Annotated in this window: 15 protein-coding genes and 1 pseudogene; 14 read left to right on the forward strand and 2 right to left on the reverse strand. The window is 58.1% G+C overall.

Annotation, left to right across the window (positions count from 1 at the left end; all coding sequences use genetic code 11):
- The first annotated feature begins 112 nt into the window (after positions 1–112).
- From N2604_RS05970 to N2604_RS06015, 9 genes are all read left to right on the forward strand, one after another.
- The gene (locus N2604_RS05970) at positions 113–433 is read left to right on the forward strand and encodes an iron-sulfur cluster assembly accessory protein (RefSeq protein ID WP_036031955.1); all 321 of its coding nucleotides are present in this window, start codon (positions 113–115) and stop codon (positions 431–433) included.
- 323 nt (positions 434–756) lie between these two features.
- On the forward strand, positions 757–1,929 hold the full coding sequence (nifS, locus tag N2604_RS05975) for a cysteine desulfurase NifS (RefSeq protein WP_124163607.1): 1,173 nt from the start codon (positions 757–759) through the stop codon (positions 1,927–1,929).
- Between the two features lie 5 nt (positions 1,930–1,934).
- Positions 1,935–2,156, forward strand: a complete 222-nt coding sequence (nifT, locus tag N2604_RS05980) for a putative nitrogen fixation protein NifT (protein WP_036031961.1) — start codon at positions 1,935–1,937, stop codon at positions 2,154–2,156.
- A gap of 690 nt (positions 2,157–2,846) precedes the next feature.
- On the forward strand, positions 2,847–4,400 hold the full coding sequence (gene nifB, locus N2604_RS05985) for a nitrogenase cofactor biosynthesis protein NifB (RefSeq protein ID WP_199752381.1): 1,554 nt from the start codon (positions 2,847–2,849) through the stop codon (positions 4,398–4,400).
- 10 nt (positions 4,401–4,410) lie between these two features.
- The gene (locus N2604_RS05990) at positions 4,411–4,635 is read left to right on the forward strand and encodes a 4Fe-4S binding protein (RefSeq protein WP_036031964.1); all 225 of its coding nucleotides are present in this window, start codon (positions 4,411–4,413) and stop codon (positions 4,633–4,635) included.
- A 336-nt stretch (positions 4,636–4,971) separates the two neighbouring features.
- Positions 4,972–5,286 carry a nitrogen fixation protein NifZ gene (locus tag N2604_RS05995; RefSeq protein WP_036031967.1) on the forward strand — a complete coding sequence of 105 codons (315 nt, stop codon included), beginning with the start codon at positions 4,972–4,974 and terminating at the stop codon, positions 5,284–5,286.
- The gene (locus N2604_RS06000; RefSeq protein ID WP_124163608.1) at positions 5,283–5,522 is read left to right on the forward strand and encodes a nitrogen fixation protein NifZ; all 240 of its coding nucleotides are present in this window, start codon (positions 5,283–5,285) and stop codon (positions 5,520–5,522) included. The genes N2604_RS05995 and N2604_RS06000 overlap by 4 nt, the downstream gene beginning before the upstream one ends.
- Positions 5,523–5,536: 14 nt before the next feature.
- Positions 5,537–5,896, forward strand: a complete 360-nt coding sequence (locus tag N2604_RS06005) for a DUF3024 domain-containing protein (RefSeq protein ID WP_158672101.1) — start codon at positions 5,537–5,539, stop codon at positions 5,894–5,896.
- Between the two features lie 1,330 nt (positions 5,897–7,226).
- On the forward strand, positions 7,227–7,595 hold the full coding sequence (locus N2604_RS06015) for a ferredoxin (protein ID WP_124163611.1): 369 nt from the start codon (positions 7,227–7,229) through the stop codon (positions 7,593–7,595).
- 419 nt (positions 7,596–8,014) lie between these two features.
- On the opposite strand, the gene N2604_RS06020 is transcribed toward N2604_RS06015, so the two are convergent.
- Together N2604_RS06020 and N2604_RS06025 are read right to left on the reverse strand one after the other, a co-directional pair.
- Positions 8,015–8,758, reverse strand: coding sequence for an OmpW family protein (locus tag N2604_RS06020; protein WP_199763379.1), 744 nt, complete (start codon positions 8,756–8,758; stop codon positions 8,015–8,017).
- 460 nt (positions 8,759–9,218) lie between these two features.
- Positions 9,219–9,632 (reverse strand): ArsC/Spx/MgsR family protein, encoded by a 414-nt coding sequence (locus tag N2604_RS06025; RefSeq protein WP_036032000.1) that lies wholly within the window; start codon positions 9,630–9,632, stop codon positions 9,219–9,221.
- Positions 9,633–10,201: 569 nt separating this feature from the next.
- Here N2604_RS06025 and nifH point away from each other — a divergent pair.
- The 5 genes and pseudogenes from nifH (at position 10,202) to N2604_RS06050 (ending at position 16,408) form a co-directional block, all read left to right on the forward strand.
- On the forward strand, positions 10,202–11,086 hold the full coding sequence (gene nifH, locus N2604_RS06030) for a nitrogenase iron protein (protein WP_027571409.1): 885 nt from the start codon (positions 10,202–10,204) through the stop codon (positions 11,084–11,086).
- Positions 11,087–11,234: 148 nt separating this feature from the next.
- A complete protein-coding gene (locus tag N2604_RS06035) occupies positions 11,235–12,026 on the forward strand; it encodes a nitrogen fixation protein NifQ (protein WP_036032003.1) in 792 nt (263 codons plus the stop codon).
- Between the two features lie 264 nt (positions 12,027–12,290).
- Positions 12,291–13,497, forward strand: a pseudogene (gene nifV / locus N2604_RS06040) (homocitrate synthase).
- A 475-nt stretch (positions 13,498–13,972) separates the two neighbouring features.
- Complete coding sequence (gene nifW / locus N2604_RS06045) at positions 13,973–14,314, forward strand: nitrogenase stabilizing/protective protein NifW (RefSeq protein WP_124163612.1); 342 nt, start codon at positions 13,973–13,975, stop codon at positions 14,312–14,314.
- Between the two features lie 984 nt (positions 14,315–15,298).
- Positions 15,299–16,408, forward strand: a complete 1,110-nt coding sequence (locus tag N2604_RS06050; protein ID WP_074448543.1) for an electron transfer flavoprotein subunit alpha/FixB family protein — start codon at positions 15,299–15,301, stop codon at positions 16,406–16,408.
- Positions 16,409–16,413: the final 5 nt, after the last annotated feature.

Consider the following 16,413-nt stretch of genomic DNA (forward strand, 5'->3'; position numbering starts at 1 on the left):
AAGCAATCCGACACCTGTTCCAAAGCCAACGTGCGAAGGCGCGCATCATTAAGTGTCTGCGCGCTGGCACGTGACTTGCTCTTAGCGACGTTCAAGCTGATGAGGGAAAGACGTGATCAACCTGACCGATAGCGCAGTGAATGCGATCAAGAGTGCGATATCATCGTCCACGCGCCCGTCCGGCGGTCTGCGCGTCATGATTGAAGCAGGCGGCTGCAGTGGATTCAAATACAAGATGGGTCTGGCCGAGGAACCGAAGCCTGACGACACCGTGATCGAATGCGATGGGCTGAAGGTGTTCGTCGATAGCAAGAGCTGCGATCATCTAGTCGGTACGACCATCGATTTCGTCGTGGCGCTGGAGGGCTCTGGATTTACCTTTCACAACCCGAACGCCACCGCAAACTGCTCCTGCGGGAAATCGTTCTGCTGATGAAAAACATTGTTCAGGTGATGAGAAGAAAACATCGAAGCGCGCCGGCCGAGCCAAAACAACTGAGGCAATCGTCGTCCACTACGACAAAGCGGGAGCGTCGCATTCGCGACGCGCTTGAAGATATCATGCCTCATTCTACAACTCCACGGTGGCGGCTGGCAGCTGATCGGCATCGATGGCAGCCTGTTTATGGCTAGGCTGGCCGGTGGCTGTACGTCGTGTAAGCTTTCGAGGGCGAGCGTGGGACGTACAGGCGCGGCTGTTAAAATCCGCGGATTTAGTCGGCAAATCCTCGTTGCTGGTACTGGTGGGGCAGTGGATTGAGCGAAGATCGAGCGCCGATTTACCTCGATAACAATGCAACGACACGGACTGATCCGTCCGTCGTGCAAGCGATGTTGCCGTTCTTCACTGAGAACTTCGGCAATGCCTCATCCAGGCATGCCTTTGGCAACGACGTCGCAGTTGCTGTGAGGCAGGCCCGGCGAAGCCTGAGGGACCTGTTAGGTAACGCATACGATCATGAAATCGTCTTCACCTCGGGAGGGACCGAAGCCAATAATGCCGCGATCCTCTCTGCTCTGGCGACGCAGGAAGAGCGAGACGAAATTGTAACTACTTCGGTTGAGCACTCCGCTGTACTTGCGCTGACTCAGCAATTGGCGGCAAGGGGAGTCAAGACGCACATAGTACCCGTAGATGCTTGCGGCCGGCTCGACATCGAGGCGTTTCGCTGCGCGCTTGGGCCACGCACAGCCATTGCCTCCGTTATGTGGGCCAATAACGAGACCGGAACGCTGTTTCCTGTGGAGTTTCTGGCCGGATTGACCCGTGAGGCGGGCGCGCTGTTTCACACAGATGCGGTCCAGGCAATTGGGAAGCTGCGTTTGAACCTAAAGGAAAGCGCGATCGACATGCTGTCGCTATCCGCGCACAAACTGCACGGCCCCAAGGGGGTCGGCGCGATGTATTTGCGCAAAGGGACTAAATTCCGGCCGCTAATCTGCGGCGGATCACAGGAACGAGGGCGCCGCGGCGGGACCGAGAATGTTCCCGGGATCGTCGGCCTGGGAAAGGCTGCCGGGCTTGCGGCGGAGCGGCTTGAACCCGAGCGCGTTCGCATTGGCGCTTTGCGCGACCGCCTTGAACATGGAGTTTTGCGCAATGGGGAGTGCGTTGTGCTCGGTGACGTCAGCAATCGGTTGGCGAACACGGCCAATATTGCCTTCGACCACCTCGAAGGCGAAGCCATCGCCCACCATCTCGATCGGGCGGGCATAGCCGTGTCGCTCGGATCAGCCTGCAACTCCGGTTCAATGCAGCCATCGCATGTTCTGTGTGCCATGCAGGTGCCGACGTGGCGGATGCACGGCGCCGTGCGCTTTTCTCTGTCGCGTGAGACCTCGTTGGCGGAGGTCGATGAGGTCGTGTGCGCTGTGTCCGACATTGTGGCTCGCATGCGCGCCATCTCCGGCGCCACTGTTAGGGAGTAGACCTTGTGAAGATCATGATCCGCCGGTCTCCGGAGGGCCTGTCCATCTACGTGCCAAAAAAGGATCTCGAAGAGCAAATCGTGGAATCCGAGTACGAGACGCTGTGGGGCGGCTGGATCAAAGTGGCTAATGGCTGGGTGTTCGATTTGCCTGATATGGCGAGCGACACCCGGTTGCCAATCACAATCAATGCGAAAAAGCGGGACGAGACCGGGCACGATCCCTGAAGACACTCCCCGCAGATCGACTTTGTCGTTGCGGCGGCTGCATGGGGCGCTCTCGTTGGTTTGAGGGCCCCGAGTATCGTTCCATATCGTCCTGGCCACGCTGAATGGCGCAGATCCGTTCTGCCGACAACGCCAGACGCATTGGCCGGCTTCTTCGCCAGCAAATTTGCGCCGCCGCAGCGAGTTACGGGCAATGCGGTCAGGGGCGACCCCAGTATATCCAAATTAGCAAACATATCGCTGTCGCAACGGAATTGATGACGCAGACAATCGCTCGCTCAGTTGAGCCGAGGCGGTTACACTCCATCCTGCTCCCGGTCGTTGGGCGTCCAGCAGGATCCGTGGTAGCCACTACTGGCCTTGTCGAGCCCGGATCCCCCCGCGTGTATCGGGCTTGCGAGAGCCGCAACGCGGCAAACGCGTTAGATGGAGCGGCGTTCGGGGGAGCTTAGCGCGAGAATGAATGCGCAAGGCATAAAGCTCTGGGTGAGAATGGCGACGTATCTGTCGTTTTGCTAACAAGCTCATCATGGCTGTTGTTGCATGCGCCAGTGCTAACGTCGCGCCAACTCGATGGCCTGCGGCTGCGATTGCATCATTCTGGCCATGGCATGCAAGTTGCTACCCAGCTTTATGAGGCTCGCTCAAGGATGGTCCTGGGAGAGCGACGATGTCTCCAGGGAAAAGCGAATGAACGCGGTCGTCGGACGCGGAACATATGTCAAAGCTGCAGTAAATCACGGCAAGATGATGCAGCCCACCACCGATCATAAGGGCTGCTGCGCTTCGGCCAAGACCGGGCAGGCGAGCTGCGGCTCGAAGGCCGGCCAAGGCGATCTGCCAACCGAAATCTGGGAAAAGGTCAAAGACCATCCCTGCTATAGCGAAGACGCGCACCATCATTACGCTCGCATGCATGTCGCGGTCGCGCCTGCCTGCAACATCCAGTGCAATTACTGCAACCGAAAATACGACTGCGCCAATGAATCGCGTCCGGGCGTGGTGAGCGAGAAGCTCACCCCTGAGCAGGCGGTGAGAAAAGTGCTCGCGATCGCGACCACCATTCCGCAGATGACAGTGCTTGGCATCGCTGGACCGGGCGATGCTCTGGCTAATCCAGCAAAGACGTTCGAAACGTTCGAGCTGGTCTCCAAGGCGGCTCCCGACATCAAGCTTTGTCTGTCAACCAACGGACTCGCACTGCCGGACTATGTTGATACCATTGTCAGGTCCAAGATTGACCACGTCACGATCACCATCAACATGGTTGATCCCGAAATCGGAGCCAAGATTTATCCGTGGATCTTCTTCAACCACAAGCGATACACGGGCATCGAGGCGGCAAAGATACTCACTGATCGCCAGCTGCAAGGCCTCGAGATGCTTAGCGAGCGGGGTATCTTGTGCAAGATAAACTCGGTGATGATCCCCAACATCAATGATGACCACTTGGTGGAGGTCAACAAGGCGGTCACGTCGCGCGGTGCCTTCCTTCACAATATCATGCCGCTGATCTCCGCACCCGAGCATGGCACAGCATTTGGCCGCAACGGTCAGCGCGGCCCGACGGCGCAAGAATTGAAAGCGCTGCAAGATGCCTGTGAAGGGCAGATAAACATGATGCGGCATTGTCGCCAGTGCCGCGCCGACGCGGTTGGTCTACTCGGGGACGATCGAGGCCCAGAGTTTACCACTGATCAGGTGATGAAAATGGACGTCCAGTATGACTTAGAGATGCGCAAGGCTTATCAGAAAAGAGTAGAGAATGAGCGCGTCTCCAAAGCCGAGGCCTGCCAAAAGGAGCTTGAGAAGCTTTCCGGAGAGATCAGCGCGATCACTCTTCTGGTGGCTGTGGCAACCAAGGGCTCGGGGTTGATCAACGAGCACTTTGGGCATGCAAAAGAATTCCAAATGTACGAGCTTTCTACATCCGGCGCCAAATTCGTTGGCGTACGCCGCGTGGAGGTTTACTGCCAGGGCGGTTATGGCGAGGAAGATAGACTTTCCACCATCGTGCGCGGCATCCGTGACTGCCATGCGGTCTTCGTGGCCAAGATTGGCGGCGGCCCCAAAAGCAATTTGATCAAGGCGGGCATCGAGCCGGTCGATCAATTCGCCTATGAGTTCATTGAGAAGTCGGCGATCGCTTGGTTCAGATCCTATCTCGACAAGGTGAGGCGCGGGGAAGTCCAGCATGGGGAGCGCGGCGACGCCGCGGTTCCGCTTCGGATCTCTGCGGCATAAGGAGGAATGTGTGCCGTTCAAAATCATCGCCTCGCAGTGCACGGGCTGCTCTGCCTGCGAACCCTTATGCCCGAACGTTGCTATATCGGAGAAGGAGGGGAGCTTTGTCATTGAGGCGACGAAATGCACCGAATGCGTCGGCCATTTTGACGAGCCGCAATGTGTAGCCGCCTGTCCGGTCGACAATACCTGCGTGGTTGACACGTCCTTGCCCCGCTATCAAGCGCCAGGCTAAAGCGTGAGATCTCATGAACGGCATGCCAGGACCTAGTGCTGAATCCGTCGCAAGCGTCGCCCTCGGGCTGGCGGCGTTGCAGGCGCGGGCGTTCGTACCCTACGGCGACTGCTCTGCATTGTCCTGCGGTCGTGCTGTTGGGTCGGCAGCACGGCCTGGCGGCATCGGAGCTCCGAGGGCGCTTCGTGGTACGAGAGCGGCCTCCAAGGCAGCCCTCCCATCGTCGATGTGATTGACGATACGGCGGGTGGGCACGAAATGATGCAGAGTGTTGCCCGCGTGAGCTAGGCGGCTTCTCGGCATCTCTAGAGGGAGCGGCGCATGAGGAGGGGATAGATGAACAGCATTCTTCGCGACAGCGATATCGTCGAGCTCAGCGGCCCGCCCGTCTTTAGCTTTGGCCAAAAGCTTCGAGCCAATCGCACCATCCGAAATGATGGCACCTATCCCGGCAAGGAGATTGGCGACCTCTTAGTTAAGAAGGGGGAGGTGGGTTACGTCGTCTCGATCGGCACTTTCTTGCAGCAATTCTACATCTACGGTGTGGAATTTCTGGACAGCGGCCACCGCGTTGGCATGAAACGCAAGGAGCTAGAGCCGGTGGAGACCTGTGAGGAGATCGATGATCTGCCGTTACCGGAGGAGTCATGACTCAGCAAGGCGTTCCGAAATATCGACGGGGCCAGCGAGTCAAAGCCGCAGTCGACCTCACCAACGACAGCTCATTTCCGAACGCGGAGCCCGAGGGAGTTTTGCTCGCCGCCGGAGCGACCGGCGAAATCATCAAGGTCGCTATCCACACCGAAGCGAACGTGCCGGTCTATATTGTCGATTTTGGTGAGGAGCTGCTCATCGGCTGTCTTGAAGAAGAAATAACAGTGCTTTGAAGGAGGCTTTCGCCATGAATGCCGCGCTGATGAGGAAAGCAAAGGCGGGGTTGCTGCCTCACCCAAACGAGCTCGATCGCAAACGAATTGAGCGGGGCTTGAGCGCGCGCAAGCGCTATCTTTACGTCTCGCCGAAAGTGGGGCCGCTGAGGGGCGGCTACCTCGTCGAGAGCCCTTGTTGCTCGCACAACATCGACACGGATGGCGCTCTCATCAATGTCGCCCTAATTCTTTATGATACCGTGAGCGGGATCTGGAAGCTATTTCGGAAGAATCATGCCCAGGGAGTCTGGGAATTTTACAGCCTTTACCTCCGCTTGCCTTCTGCAATCGACGACTTGAACGCGGATCCTGACCGTCTGTTCTGGCAATAAGGGACCACCCTTTAATTGAAAAGAAGCCACGATGGCGCTCACCACGAAAGAATTGATCGAAATCGAACGACCGCTTGCTGCGGATGGCGCCGACATGGGTCCGTTTGTTAGGCTGCGGCGCCGTTTGCCGCAGCTTTCTTGGGACCGCTGTCATGCGTCAGAGTTATCGGATCAGCCGTTCCGAGTCGATCTTCATATGCTCGATCGATCGGATCGCTGCGTGCAGATTACGCCCGACCCAACTCGACCGACTAGCGTCCTTTTGGCCAAAAGGAACGGTGTGCGGGCACTGAAATAGCAGAGTTTTAGCTGGATGGAGCGCACACCTATCATCGCAAGAGATGAGCAAGCGGACCTAGGAGACGTGCTTTGTACATCGTGATCCACAAAAAAAGCAGGAGCGCGCTGGATGCCACCGGCGACATGTACTGGTCCAGGAAAGGGAAAAGAAATGTTCCAGGCGAGCGCGGAAGAGGTCTGCTCAATCATAAAAAGTCTCGGCGTCCAAGGCTCGGCTTGAGGCCTGCGCCGAGTGCCCGAAGCCAAGCACGTTATAACCGAGATCGTCGGTCTCTTCGGCCCGTGATCGATAATGTTACCAAAATAGGAATCGTATGAACTCGCAATAAATCGTCATCCACGTCCGCTTCGCCCCGAACGGGAGGGTGATACAAATCAGCGAGCGTCCGGCCAAGCTCACGCCAGACCAGTGGTTTGATGTCCTCAACACCCGTGCCAGCTCGGCTTATCGGCCGCTCACTCGTGGCCGCGGGATTTTTCGGCTGAGCCGGACTGCGGTTGATATCTTCAAGCAGGAAACTGCGAGGCCGAGATGAGCGAACAAAACCTGGCGGGATTTGATGAGTGAATAGGTCCGAGGGTTTTGCCGTCTTTCCGGCCGATGCCATTGAGCTGAACGAGGCCATGGGCTCTTAGCCTGTCGGGGACCGCTGATAGAAGCGAGAAGCGAACGACATTGCCCCTGCTTCGGCAATAATTGCGAGGCGCGCAGTCCAAAGCGAAGGATCGTTGCAGCAGCGAACGTTGCGCATCTGGTGTGCAACTTACCTTAAAGAATTTGGATCGTGAATAAGCGATGAGTGGATAAACAGATCGAGATGACAGGAGAAGAGGTTGGAATTGATCAGGAGGCGGCTTCGGACGCGTAGGTATCTATCGCTCATCTTTGGCGACGACAACCACTATGACGCCCGCTCATTGCGCCTGTTTCGCAAGCGCGGGTGGGAATCATGGGACGTTCAATAGTAAGAGACTGTTGGGCATGATGTGCTCGCACCTCATCCCTTCAGCACTATCAGAGGATAGGCGGATGAACTCAGAAAGAGAAATGGAGCTCCCTCAGGTTTATCGGCATCATGTCTTTGCCTGCAACACGCAGCGTCCGCCAGACCATCCCCACGGCAGTTGCGGCGCCTCAGGCGCGCAAGCCCTGTGGGACCGAATGGGCAAGGCGATCGAAGCGCAAGGCCTCAACGATATTGGTTTCACGATGGCGGGCTGCCTTGGATTTTGTAACTCTGGTCCCTTGCTGGTCGTCTATCCCGGCGGAATCTGGTACCGCGTGACCACGCCTGAGGACGTTGACCAGATCGTCAAATCCCACCTCAAGCAGGGCAAACGTGTCGACCGCCTTGTGATGTGCTCAAGCGAAGTTAGAGGCGTCGTGGCGACCACTTGACCGGACCAGCAAGCATGGACGGCGTGCTCGTCCATGAGCTGCCCGGCCTCTCGGAGCTCGGATCGTCTGAGGGTGACCGTCCAACTCGAGCTCCGGGTCGCTAACAGTGGGTCATTGACATGGGCGCGGCGCACCGCCTCTTGTGAGGCAAATAGGCAAAGTGGCTCCTTTGCAACGCGCGGCGAAGCAGTAATATGATTATAACGCGCCGATCTGTTCGTGTATCGTCACTTACGTGCCGCGCGATCCGTGGCTCACAGCGATAGAAATGCTGCGAATGATTTCCTGCCTCTGGCCAGCTGACGCGTCGATGAGGCGTCAGCCGGCTCCCCACTGCAGACGGTGAGGGCAGGAGATGCGCTTGATGCGCTCGCAGCGTCCGAGTTGATCAAACGGTGTCTCCTTGACCCTGTTCTGCCTCAGAACCTGTAAGCGACGCCGCCGCTGACGAGCCATGGATCGATATTGGCGCGCCCGGTGACAGCAATCGCATTGTTTACGGTCGCGGAGTACTCCGGCCGCAGCCACAGCTTCTTCACGTCAAAATTGAGCCCCCAGTGACGGTCTAGCATGTAATCGAAGCCGAACTGGACCGCCGCGCCGAATTGGTTTTTGATGTGTAGATCCGTGACGGCAAGGCCGAATAGCGACGCATTGGCTGCCGATTGGTTGAAGAATGCAGTGTAGTTGATGCCCGCGCCGATATACGGCTTCAGTGGGCCGAAATCGGTGAAGTGATATTGCAGGGTTAGTGTTGGCGGCAACAGCCAGGCGGTGCCGATATCGAGGCCAGTGAGTACGCCATTGCCGCTGATGTGATGGCGAGTCGCGCCGAGAATGAGTTCAGCGGCTACGTTTTTTGTGAAGAAGTAGGTGATATCGAGCTCTGGTATGGCTCGCTCGCTGAGCGAAAGCCCTGAACTCGGTGACGACAGCGATGGCGTTCCGGCAACGTTTACCGAGCTACCTGCGGTATCCGGCAAAACGCCGAGCACGCGCAGGCGGATCATCCAGGGGCTGGAGGGCTCTATTGGAGGCGCTTTATAGTAGACCGGCGCCGGGCCCAGATCCGCACCTCGTACCGAATTGCTGGCGAACGAGCTCGCAAGCGCGAGGACCGATGCCCTCGCCAGAACTGTTAGTACTCTCATCGAAGTCTCCATTCCAAAATTCGCGCGAGCAGCCGCGCGAGATCTCTGTCACACATGAGGAACGGAGTAGTATTTGATACCAATCAAAATCGAAGCGACGGTTAGCACAATTGTCCCGCTAAGTTGCATTAGGATCACGGCCGCGAAACGTGTTCTGTTCTGATCGTGTTTCAACCTAGTAGTCAATCTAAACAAATCCTTTGAAGAATCTGCCTCTCGGCGTGGCGCTCCGATTCAATGCGGGCGGCGGAGGTCGCGCGTGATAAAGGTAGCAAATGCGGCTACGTCTCTCACACGTTACAAAGCGGCAAGCGCGGCATTCCAGTGCAATACCGGCGATGCCCCGCTACGAGCAATCACTCGCTCGGGCCGTCTCGGCGGAGGTTTCCGCGGTTACTTCGCGTGAAGCAAGCCAAAAGTGAAGAATGTCATTTTTGCCTCGCTTTATGGCTGGCAGAGACGCTCAGCGTCTTCACGTCTGCCGGCAGGGCGTGCGGTGTGCTTCGTGCAAGCATACCTCGAGATTATCTTGCGTCTTGCCGCCAAGCAGCGACAGCACTGGCTCACGATCGAGTCCGGCACTTCGTGTCCCGTCTACGTCGACCAGCGGTCGCCGTATCAGGAGCGGATCCCCTACCATCAATGCGAGTGCGCTTGCCGCGTCGATAGAATCGGGATTGACTTCGCCTGACTTGATACGGGGCGCGGCTCGGTTGAACCAGGAGTTAACGGGCATATTGCGGAAGAAGCTGCGCAATTCGTCCGCGTGCCATGGCTGCTTCAAGATGTCTTGCACCACCACGTGGTGGCCGGCGGACTTGAGCGCTTGAATCTGACGCGCGTTATTGGCGCAGCCGGGCTTCTGATAAACGATGATTGTCGTCACGGCATACCTATGTATGGATGCTGAGCTGAATGTGTGGCAAGCCGCTGCCGCGAGCCCATTCGAAGTTCTTGCCGGTCAACTCCGATATCTGCGCACCAAGCGCCGTATCGCATTTGCAACACTCGCCGCTGGTCCGCCAGGTTTCGAGCCCGTCCGGCATATTCATTCTCCCGAAATCGCTCGGCCTGTGAGAGGAACAGCAAGTTCCGTTCCACAACTGGAGAGATCGGAATAGATCCCGTGATTCCGGCTTTTGGCGTTGATGTTTGTGGTTGTTTGTTTGTTTTCCGACAGCCGCGCAGATCCCGTCACATCCAAAATAACCAACGATCACGCGCCGGCTGGTTGGCCTTTGTAAGCATAATCAGAGGCTTAATGTATGGAGTCAGGCGCTGGCACGGCTGTTGCTAATGAGCTGCAGCAACACTGAGTGAGGGCTGAGTGCACGCCGACGCCGAAGGCGAGCGATGCGCTCCTTCCCTTGAACCCGTGTGCCCTCGCTTCTGTGAGAGAACCAAGCTCGCACAAGAAGCGCGTAACTTTTGGCAAATTGGTTGATGGAGAGCAACATGTCTTCACTAAGACAAATCGCGTTCTACGGCAAAGGCGGCATCGGCAAGTCCACCACTTCGCAGAACACGCTGGCGGCGCTAGCCGAGATGGGTCAGAAAATCCTGATTGTAGGGTGCGATCCGAAGGCGGACTCGACCCGCCTGATTCTGCACGCGAAGGCGCAAGACACGATTTTGAGCCTTGCCGCGAGCGCAGGCAGCGTGGAGGACCTAGAACTCGAGGACGTAATGAAGGTCGGCTACAAGGACATTCGTTGCGTGGAGTCCGGTGGTCCCGAGCCGGGTGTCGGCTGTGCCGGCCGCGGTGTCATCACCTCGATCAATTTTCTGGAAGAGAACGGCGCCTACGAGAACATCGACTATGTTTCGTACGACGTGCTTGGCGACGTCGTTTGCGGCGGCTTTGCGATGCCAATCCGCGAGAACAAGGCGCAGGAAATCTATATCGTGATGTCCGGTGAGATGATGGCGATGTATGCCGCGAACAACATTTCCAAGGGCATCCTGAAATACGCGAACTCTGGCGGAGTGCGGCTGGGCGGTCTGATCTGCAACGAGCGGCAGACCGACAAGGAGCTGGAACTGGCGGAAGCGTTGGCCAAGAAGCTAGGCACTCAGCTGATCTACTTCGTGCCACGCGACAACGTGGTGCAGCATGCCGAGTTGCGCCGCATGACGGTGCTAGAATATGCACCCGATTCCAAGCAGGCCGATCACTATCGCAATCTTGCGACCAAGGTTCACAATAATGGCGGCAAAGGCATCATCCCGACCCCGATCTCCATGGATGAGCTCGAGGACATGCTGATGGAGCATGGCATTATGAAGCCCGTGGACGAATCCATCATCGGCAAGACCGCCGCTGAACTCGCGGCCTCGTAAAGGTCGCGAGTCGCGGCCTTGTAAAGGCGCCCGACGGATGCCGGTCTCCCTCACGGCCCATGCCGGGAGGCCGGCAATCTGACGAGCGACCCTGATCAAAACCAGGATGCGGCACGCAAACCTGACCATTGTGGAGACCCGCAAAATTATGTCCGAAGCGCACTTCCTTCCGTCGCTGGCTGCTTGTGCCGTTGATATCAACAGCCAGATGCACAGGGGAATTGCAACCTACCGCATGCTCACCGGTGTGTCTCCTGCAGATGCCGATATTACCATTGACAGCAATCTCGATCGCCATGTCCTGGCGTCTATCCTGGCGGCTGCCACAATGGATGGTGGCTCCCTTACCGAGAAGGCGGGCCTGTCCGGCCTTGAACTGGTGGCCTTGCTGGAGCAGTACTTTCCCACGCTTGAGATCAAGCTCGCGAAGCAGCTTTCGGCCTTCAAGTGCGAAGAGGACGACGAGATCGCAATGCTGCGCGATCTCTTGCTCAAGCAACGATCGACGGAAGGGGATATCGGCCACTGGCTGGCTGCGATGATCGCGCGCCGCGCCATTGAGCCGGGCCATCTGTGGGAAGCTCTCGGCTTGCGCAATCGCGGCGAACTCTCTCGGCTGCTGAGCCGTCATTTCGCGCCGCTCGCCGCGCGCAATTTCAACAATATGCGCTGGAAGCGCTTCTTCTACCGCATGCTTTGTGAGAATGAAGGCCTCGTGATGTGCACAACACCCGTGTGCAATCAATGTCACGACTTCAACATCTGCTTCGGTGAAGAAAGCGGTGAGAGCCGGATGGCCGAGCGCCGGCCCGATTTTCTGTTGCAGGCGGCTCGGCCGGTGGTTGCCGGCCACCGGCCATCTGAAGTGCCACAAGGGGCCGCTATCGCCCAGTCATCCGAGAAGGCCTCGCCGGATTTGGTAAGCCGCGCGCGACGTTGAGAGCGCGGCTGATGCCGTTTCCATGCCAGCGAGTGACCATGTGTTCAAGGCCGCGGCGGCCCCCAAGTGCTCCGCAACAATCTCACATCCTGGCGAGCCGCAATTGCTAACGTTCCAACAGGCAATGCGTCCGCGTCATGACCTGTCGCATTTGCGACAATCATTTGCTCAAGAAGGTCGAGGGCGGAAGCGGTAGAGTCGTCAATGGGTTGGCCGGGACGGCAGGCTGGCATGCTGGTTGCTGAAGCGTAGGTAGGTCAAAGAATGAGGAGCTCTCGCGTGATCGCCGCCAGCACCGCCGCCAAATCGTCTTGGTCCGACCAGGTGCGCGCGAGGCCCACCGTGCTCAACGACACGACATTGCGCGACGGCGAGCAGGCACCTGGCGTTGCGTTCACCACAGAGGAAAAGCTGGGGATCGCGCAGGCGCTGGCGCGGGCCGGAGTCACGGAGATCGAGGCGGGAACGCCGGCGATGGGCAACGAGGAGATCGCCGCCATCCGCGCCATTGTCGAAGCAGATCCTCCGCTGACCACCATAGGCTGGTGCCGGATGCGGGAATCTGATGTCGACGCGGCGATCGAAGCAAAGGTGTCCATGATCAACATGTCGATCCCGACCTCCGATGTCCAGATCGCGGCCAAGCTAGGTGGTCATCGCGACATGGCGCTAGAACGGGTGAAGCGAGTGGTAGGCTATGCCTGTGAGCGCGGACTTGAGATCGCCGTCGGTGGTGAGGACTCCTCCCGCGCCGACATTGATTTTCTCATTAGACTGATGGCGACTGCAAAAGCCGCGGGCGCGCGTCGCTTTCGTATTGCAGATACGCTCAGTATGCTCGATCCCGACGCAACCTACGCGCTGGTCGGAAATTTGCGTGCGACTACTGATCTCGAACTCGAATTTCACGGTCACGATGATCTAGGACTCGCAACCGCGAACACGCTCTCCGCCATCAGGGCTGGCGCGAGCCACGCCTCAGTGACCGTCATCGGGCTGGGCGAGCGGGCCGGAAATGCACCGCTCGAGGAAATCGCGGTCGCACTCAAGCAGCTCTACGGGCGCGAGACCGGCATCATACTCCCGGAGCTCGAGAACGTCGCCACGGTGGTAGCAGCCGCGGCCGCACGTGCGATTCCTATGAACAAGGCGATCGTCGGACAGCATGTATTTACGCACGAATCCGGGATTCATGTCGCTGGCCTTTTGAAGGATCAGTGCACCTATCAATCGCTTGATCCCGCTTTGCTTGGCCGCTGCAACCGCTTTGTGTTCGGCAAGCATTCCGGACTTGCGGCGATCACCGCGTTACTCGATGAACTGCAGCTCGTCGCCAGCGACGATCAAGCCAGGCAGATCCTGTCGCAAGTCCGCAAATATGCCATCGAGCACAAGCTGCCGGTCGAGCGCGAAACCGTGGCGGCGATTCTGGCGCGACGTGTGCGGATGCTTGGCAACCTACCCCGCGTGAAAAGCCGTGTCCAGCAACGTTTGCGTCGACTCTTCGCAAACCGACGCGCTGCAAGGACAGTGTCCGATGTCGCTGATGGCGCGAGCGGCGTCCAGCTTTCGCACGTCAGATCCCCTTGCGCGATCTCACCTCCAGATCTTACTTCCCGTTCCGCCATACAAGCTGTGATCTCCTACCCAACGACGCGCCGTCCCCGGACCGCCAATCGGCATCTTCTCGCGCGGCTGATTTGCAGTCCGACGACCTCCTGACGAGCGTCAACCTAGATCGTGGTTTGGCCATTGATCCCGGATCTTCATCGGGACTGGCTTCGTCACCGGCGGACCTGCCGATCTGGGCAGCGAAGTTGAGACCGCCGCTTTCGGGACTCAGGCTGTGGCGATGCGGACCAGCTGTGCGAGGCAGGACGGCAGAAGTCAACAGGCGCCACCCCATCTCATTGACCGTCCAGAGCTAAGCCGAAGGAGAATTTTCGATGATCAGCTCACCCACGCCAGCCGGTATCCTGGATCGGCTCAGCAAGGCCTCGTCGGCAGAGGATTTTTTCTCGCTGCTTGGCGTCGATTACGACCCCAAGATCGTAAATGTCGCACGCCTTCACATCTTAAAGCGCATGGGACAATATTTTACCGAAGAGCAATTTACTGGCGCCGAAGAGCCGGAAATCAGAGCGAGGTGCAAGGCGATGCTGGAGCAAGCCTATGCAGATTTTGTGGCATCGTCACCGATCGATCAGCGAGTGTTCAAGGTTTTGAAGGATGCCGTCGCGGACCGTAAGAAGGCCGGGGCCTTTGTCCCGTTGAGCGAGTTGAAGTGATTTAGCGTTTCACTGTAAAGCGAATTACGACCGGCCGGCGCCGAGGCAATCCGATATTGGGGCCATCTCTTTGTGCTCAAGTATCTGCAGCCATCACCGGAGCGGCGGCTGTCGTATTCCCGACCCATGTCTGGACTGGTCGTGTCGACGGTATCAGGGGTTGTTTGAATTGTGTCGCAGGCCATTACTTCCGACTGGCTTTCAATGGTCTTTGCAACTGGTACGACACTTGCTGTTGTCCTGCCAGCGGTGCCGACAGATGGCAGTCGACCGCGATGAGTTTGAAGGAGGACCTATGATGCTGTTTTTACTACCTGCTGAGACCTGCGCTACCATTTCGAGGCGCATAATCGCGTTAGCTCCCCTCGAAACCGGTTTTGACGCGATCAAAGCTCCGTAACGTCGGTGAGATGCTGGTCAATGGATAAGTCTTCGCTTCGCGTTACTCCTGCACTCCGTATGCACAACATCATCTGCATCAAATCGGTCGCCGATCCCGCTCAGATTTGTGCCCATCTCATGGCGGATGGGAACGGTGCCACGAAGAGCGCCAGGTTCGGCCCATACGGAGTGCTTTCGTTTGATGGCCGGGATGGATTGCGTGACAGAAGTGTTGCCAGGATCGCCCTCGTTTGCACCGCCAATGTGGAGTCGTTGGGCCGAACTGGGTCGCAGGTACTGCGCAGCGTACGAACTCGCCCACTCAGGCGCCGAAGCGATCGGTTAGAATCACCACAGCGCCCTGGCGAGCCGCGGTGGCGCTCGTCGAACCCGACGGGTAACGGTCGAGTTTGGAAGACCTCTGCAAATCCAGTCGGACGGGTGCGTCTATTGCGACGACCTGTGTTGTTGTGTGGCCGGTCCGAACACGCAGGCGGGGCAGAGCAGCCAGCCACTTGCTAACCGAAAGTGATCTTCAGTTGACGAAGCGAAAAAGCAACCCGTGGCGCCGGCGCCCCTATCGTTGAGGAGGAATTTGAAACTATGAGCAACGTCAGCAGAACGGCCATGCCAGCGGCTGCCGGCCGCGCAGCAGCCAAAAAAGAGCTGCCGGAGCGCTTTAAGTCGTACAAGCACGTCTGGGTCTTCGTCGAGCTTGAGCGTGGTCAGGTGCATCCCGTTTCCTGGGAGCTTATGGGTGCAGGGCGCGGCCTTGCCGACAGGCTAAAAGTGAATCTTGCCGCTGTGGTTATCGGTCCGGAGGGGCAGCACACACGTAACGCCGCGCTTGAAGCCTTTTGCTATGGCGCCGATCTGGCCTATCTCGTGAGCGACAATGTTTTGTCGGATTACCGTAACGAATCCTATACCAAGGCGCTAACCGAACTCGTCAACACGTACAAGCCCGAGATCCTGCTGTTGGGTGCGACGACGCTCGGTCGCGATCTCGCAGGTTCTGTGGCCACGACCCTGTCGACGGGGCTCACTGCCGACTGCACCGCGCTGGACGTGGACGCCGATGGTTCGCTTGCGGCGACGCGTCCGACCTTTGGCGGCTCGCTGCTCTGCACGATCTACACGCTAAATTATCGTCCGCAGATGGCCACCGTCCGCCCGCGGGTCATGCCGATGCCTGAGCGTGTCGACCGCGATGCCGCTCGTATCGTCGTTCATCCGCTCGGCCTTTTCGAAGACGATATCGTCACAAAAGTATTGTCATTTCTGCCCGACCGCGATGCACAAACGTCCAATCTGGCCTATGCCGATGTCGTGGTTGCGGGCGGCCTAGGGCTAGGATCGCCTGAGAACTTTCGGTTGGTGCGCGAGCTCGCAAATCTGCTTGGCGCCGAATATGGCTGCTCGCGTCCTCTCGTGCAAAAAGGGTGGGTTACGTCTGACCGGCAGATCGGCCAGACAGGCAAAACCATCCGGCCGAAGCTCTATATTGCCGCGGGCATTTCCGGTGCGATCCAGCACCGGGTTGGCGTCGAGGGCGCGGATCTGATCGTCGCTATCAATACTGACAAGAACGCTCCGATCTTCGACTTCGCCCATCTCGCGATCGTCAGTGATGCCATTCAATTGCTACCTACGCTGACGGCTGCATTCCGCGCGCGGCTTTTGCCAGAGTCGCGCGCCCGGATCGCGGTCTAGAGGAG

The sequence above is a fragment of the Bradyrhizobium sp. CB1015 genome (assembly GCF_025200925.1).
GTDB lineage: Bacteria > Pseudomonadota > Alphaproteobacteria > Rhizobiales > Xanthobacteraceae > Bradyrhizobium.

Excerpts from the sequence above, each read along its gene's own strand:
- N2604_RS06020 (WP_199763379.1), bottom strand. The coding sequence starts at position 8,758 with ATGGAGACTTCGATGAGAGTACTAACAGTTCTGGCGAGGGCATCGGTC.
- nifW (WP_124163612.1), top strand. The coding sequence starts at position 13,973 with ATGATCAGCTCACCCACGCCAGCCGGTATCCTGGATCGGCTCAGCAAG.
- N2604_RS06050 (WP_074448543.1), top strand. The coding sequence starts at position 15,299 with ATGAGCAACGTCAGCAGAACGGCCATGCCAGCGGCTGCCGGCCGCGCA.
- N2604_RS06000 (WP_124163608.1), top strand. The coding sequence starts at position 5,283 with ATGACTCAGCAAGGCGTTCCGAAATATCGACGGGGCCAGCGAGTCAAA.
- N2604_RS06015 (WP_124163611.1), top strand. The coding sequence starts at position 7,227 with ATGAACTCAGAAAGAGAAATGGAGCTCCCTCAGGTTTATCGGCATCAT.
- nifH (WP_027571409.1), top strand. The coding sequence starts at position 10,202 with ATGTCTTCACTAAGACAAATCGCGTTCTACGGCAAAGGCGGCATCGGC.
- N2604_RS05995 (WP_036031967.1), top strand. The coding sequence starts at position 4,972 with ATGAACAGCATTCTTCGCGACAGCGATATCGTCGAGCTCAGCGGCCCG.
- N2604_RS06005 (WP_158672101.1), top strand. The coding sequence starts at position 5,537 with ATGAATGCCGCGCTGATGAGGAAAGCAAAGGCGGGGTTGCTGCCTCAC.
- nifB (WP_199752381.1), top strand. The coding sequence starts at position 2,847 with ATGAACGCGGTCGTCGGACGCGGAACATATGTCAAAGCTGCAGTAAAT.
- N2604_RS06035 (WP_036032003.1), top strand. The coding sequence starts at position 11,235 with ATGTCCGAAGCGCACTTCCTTCCGTCGCTGGCTGCTTGTGCCGTTGAT.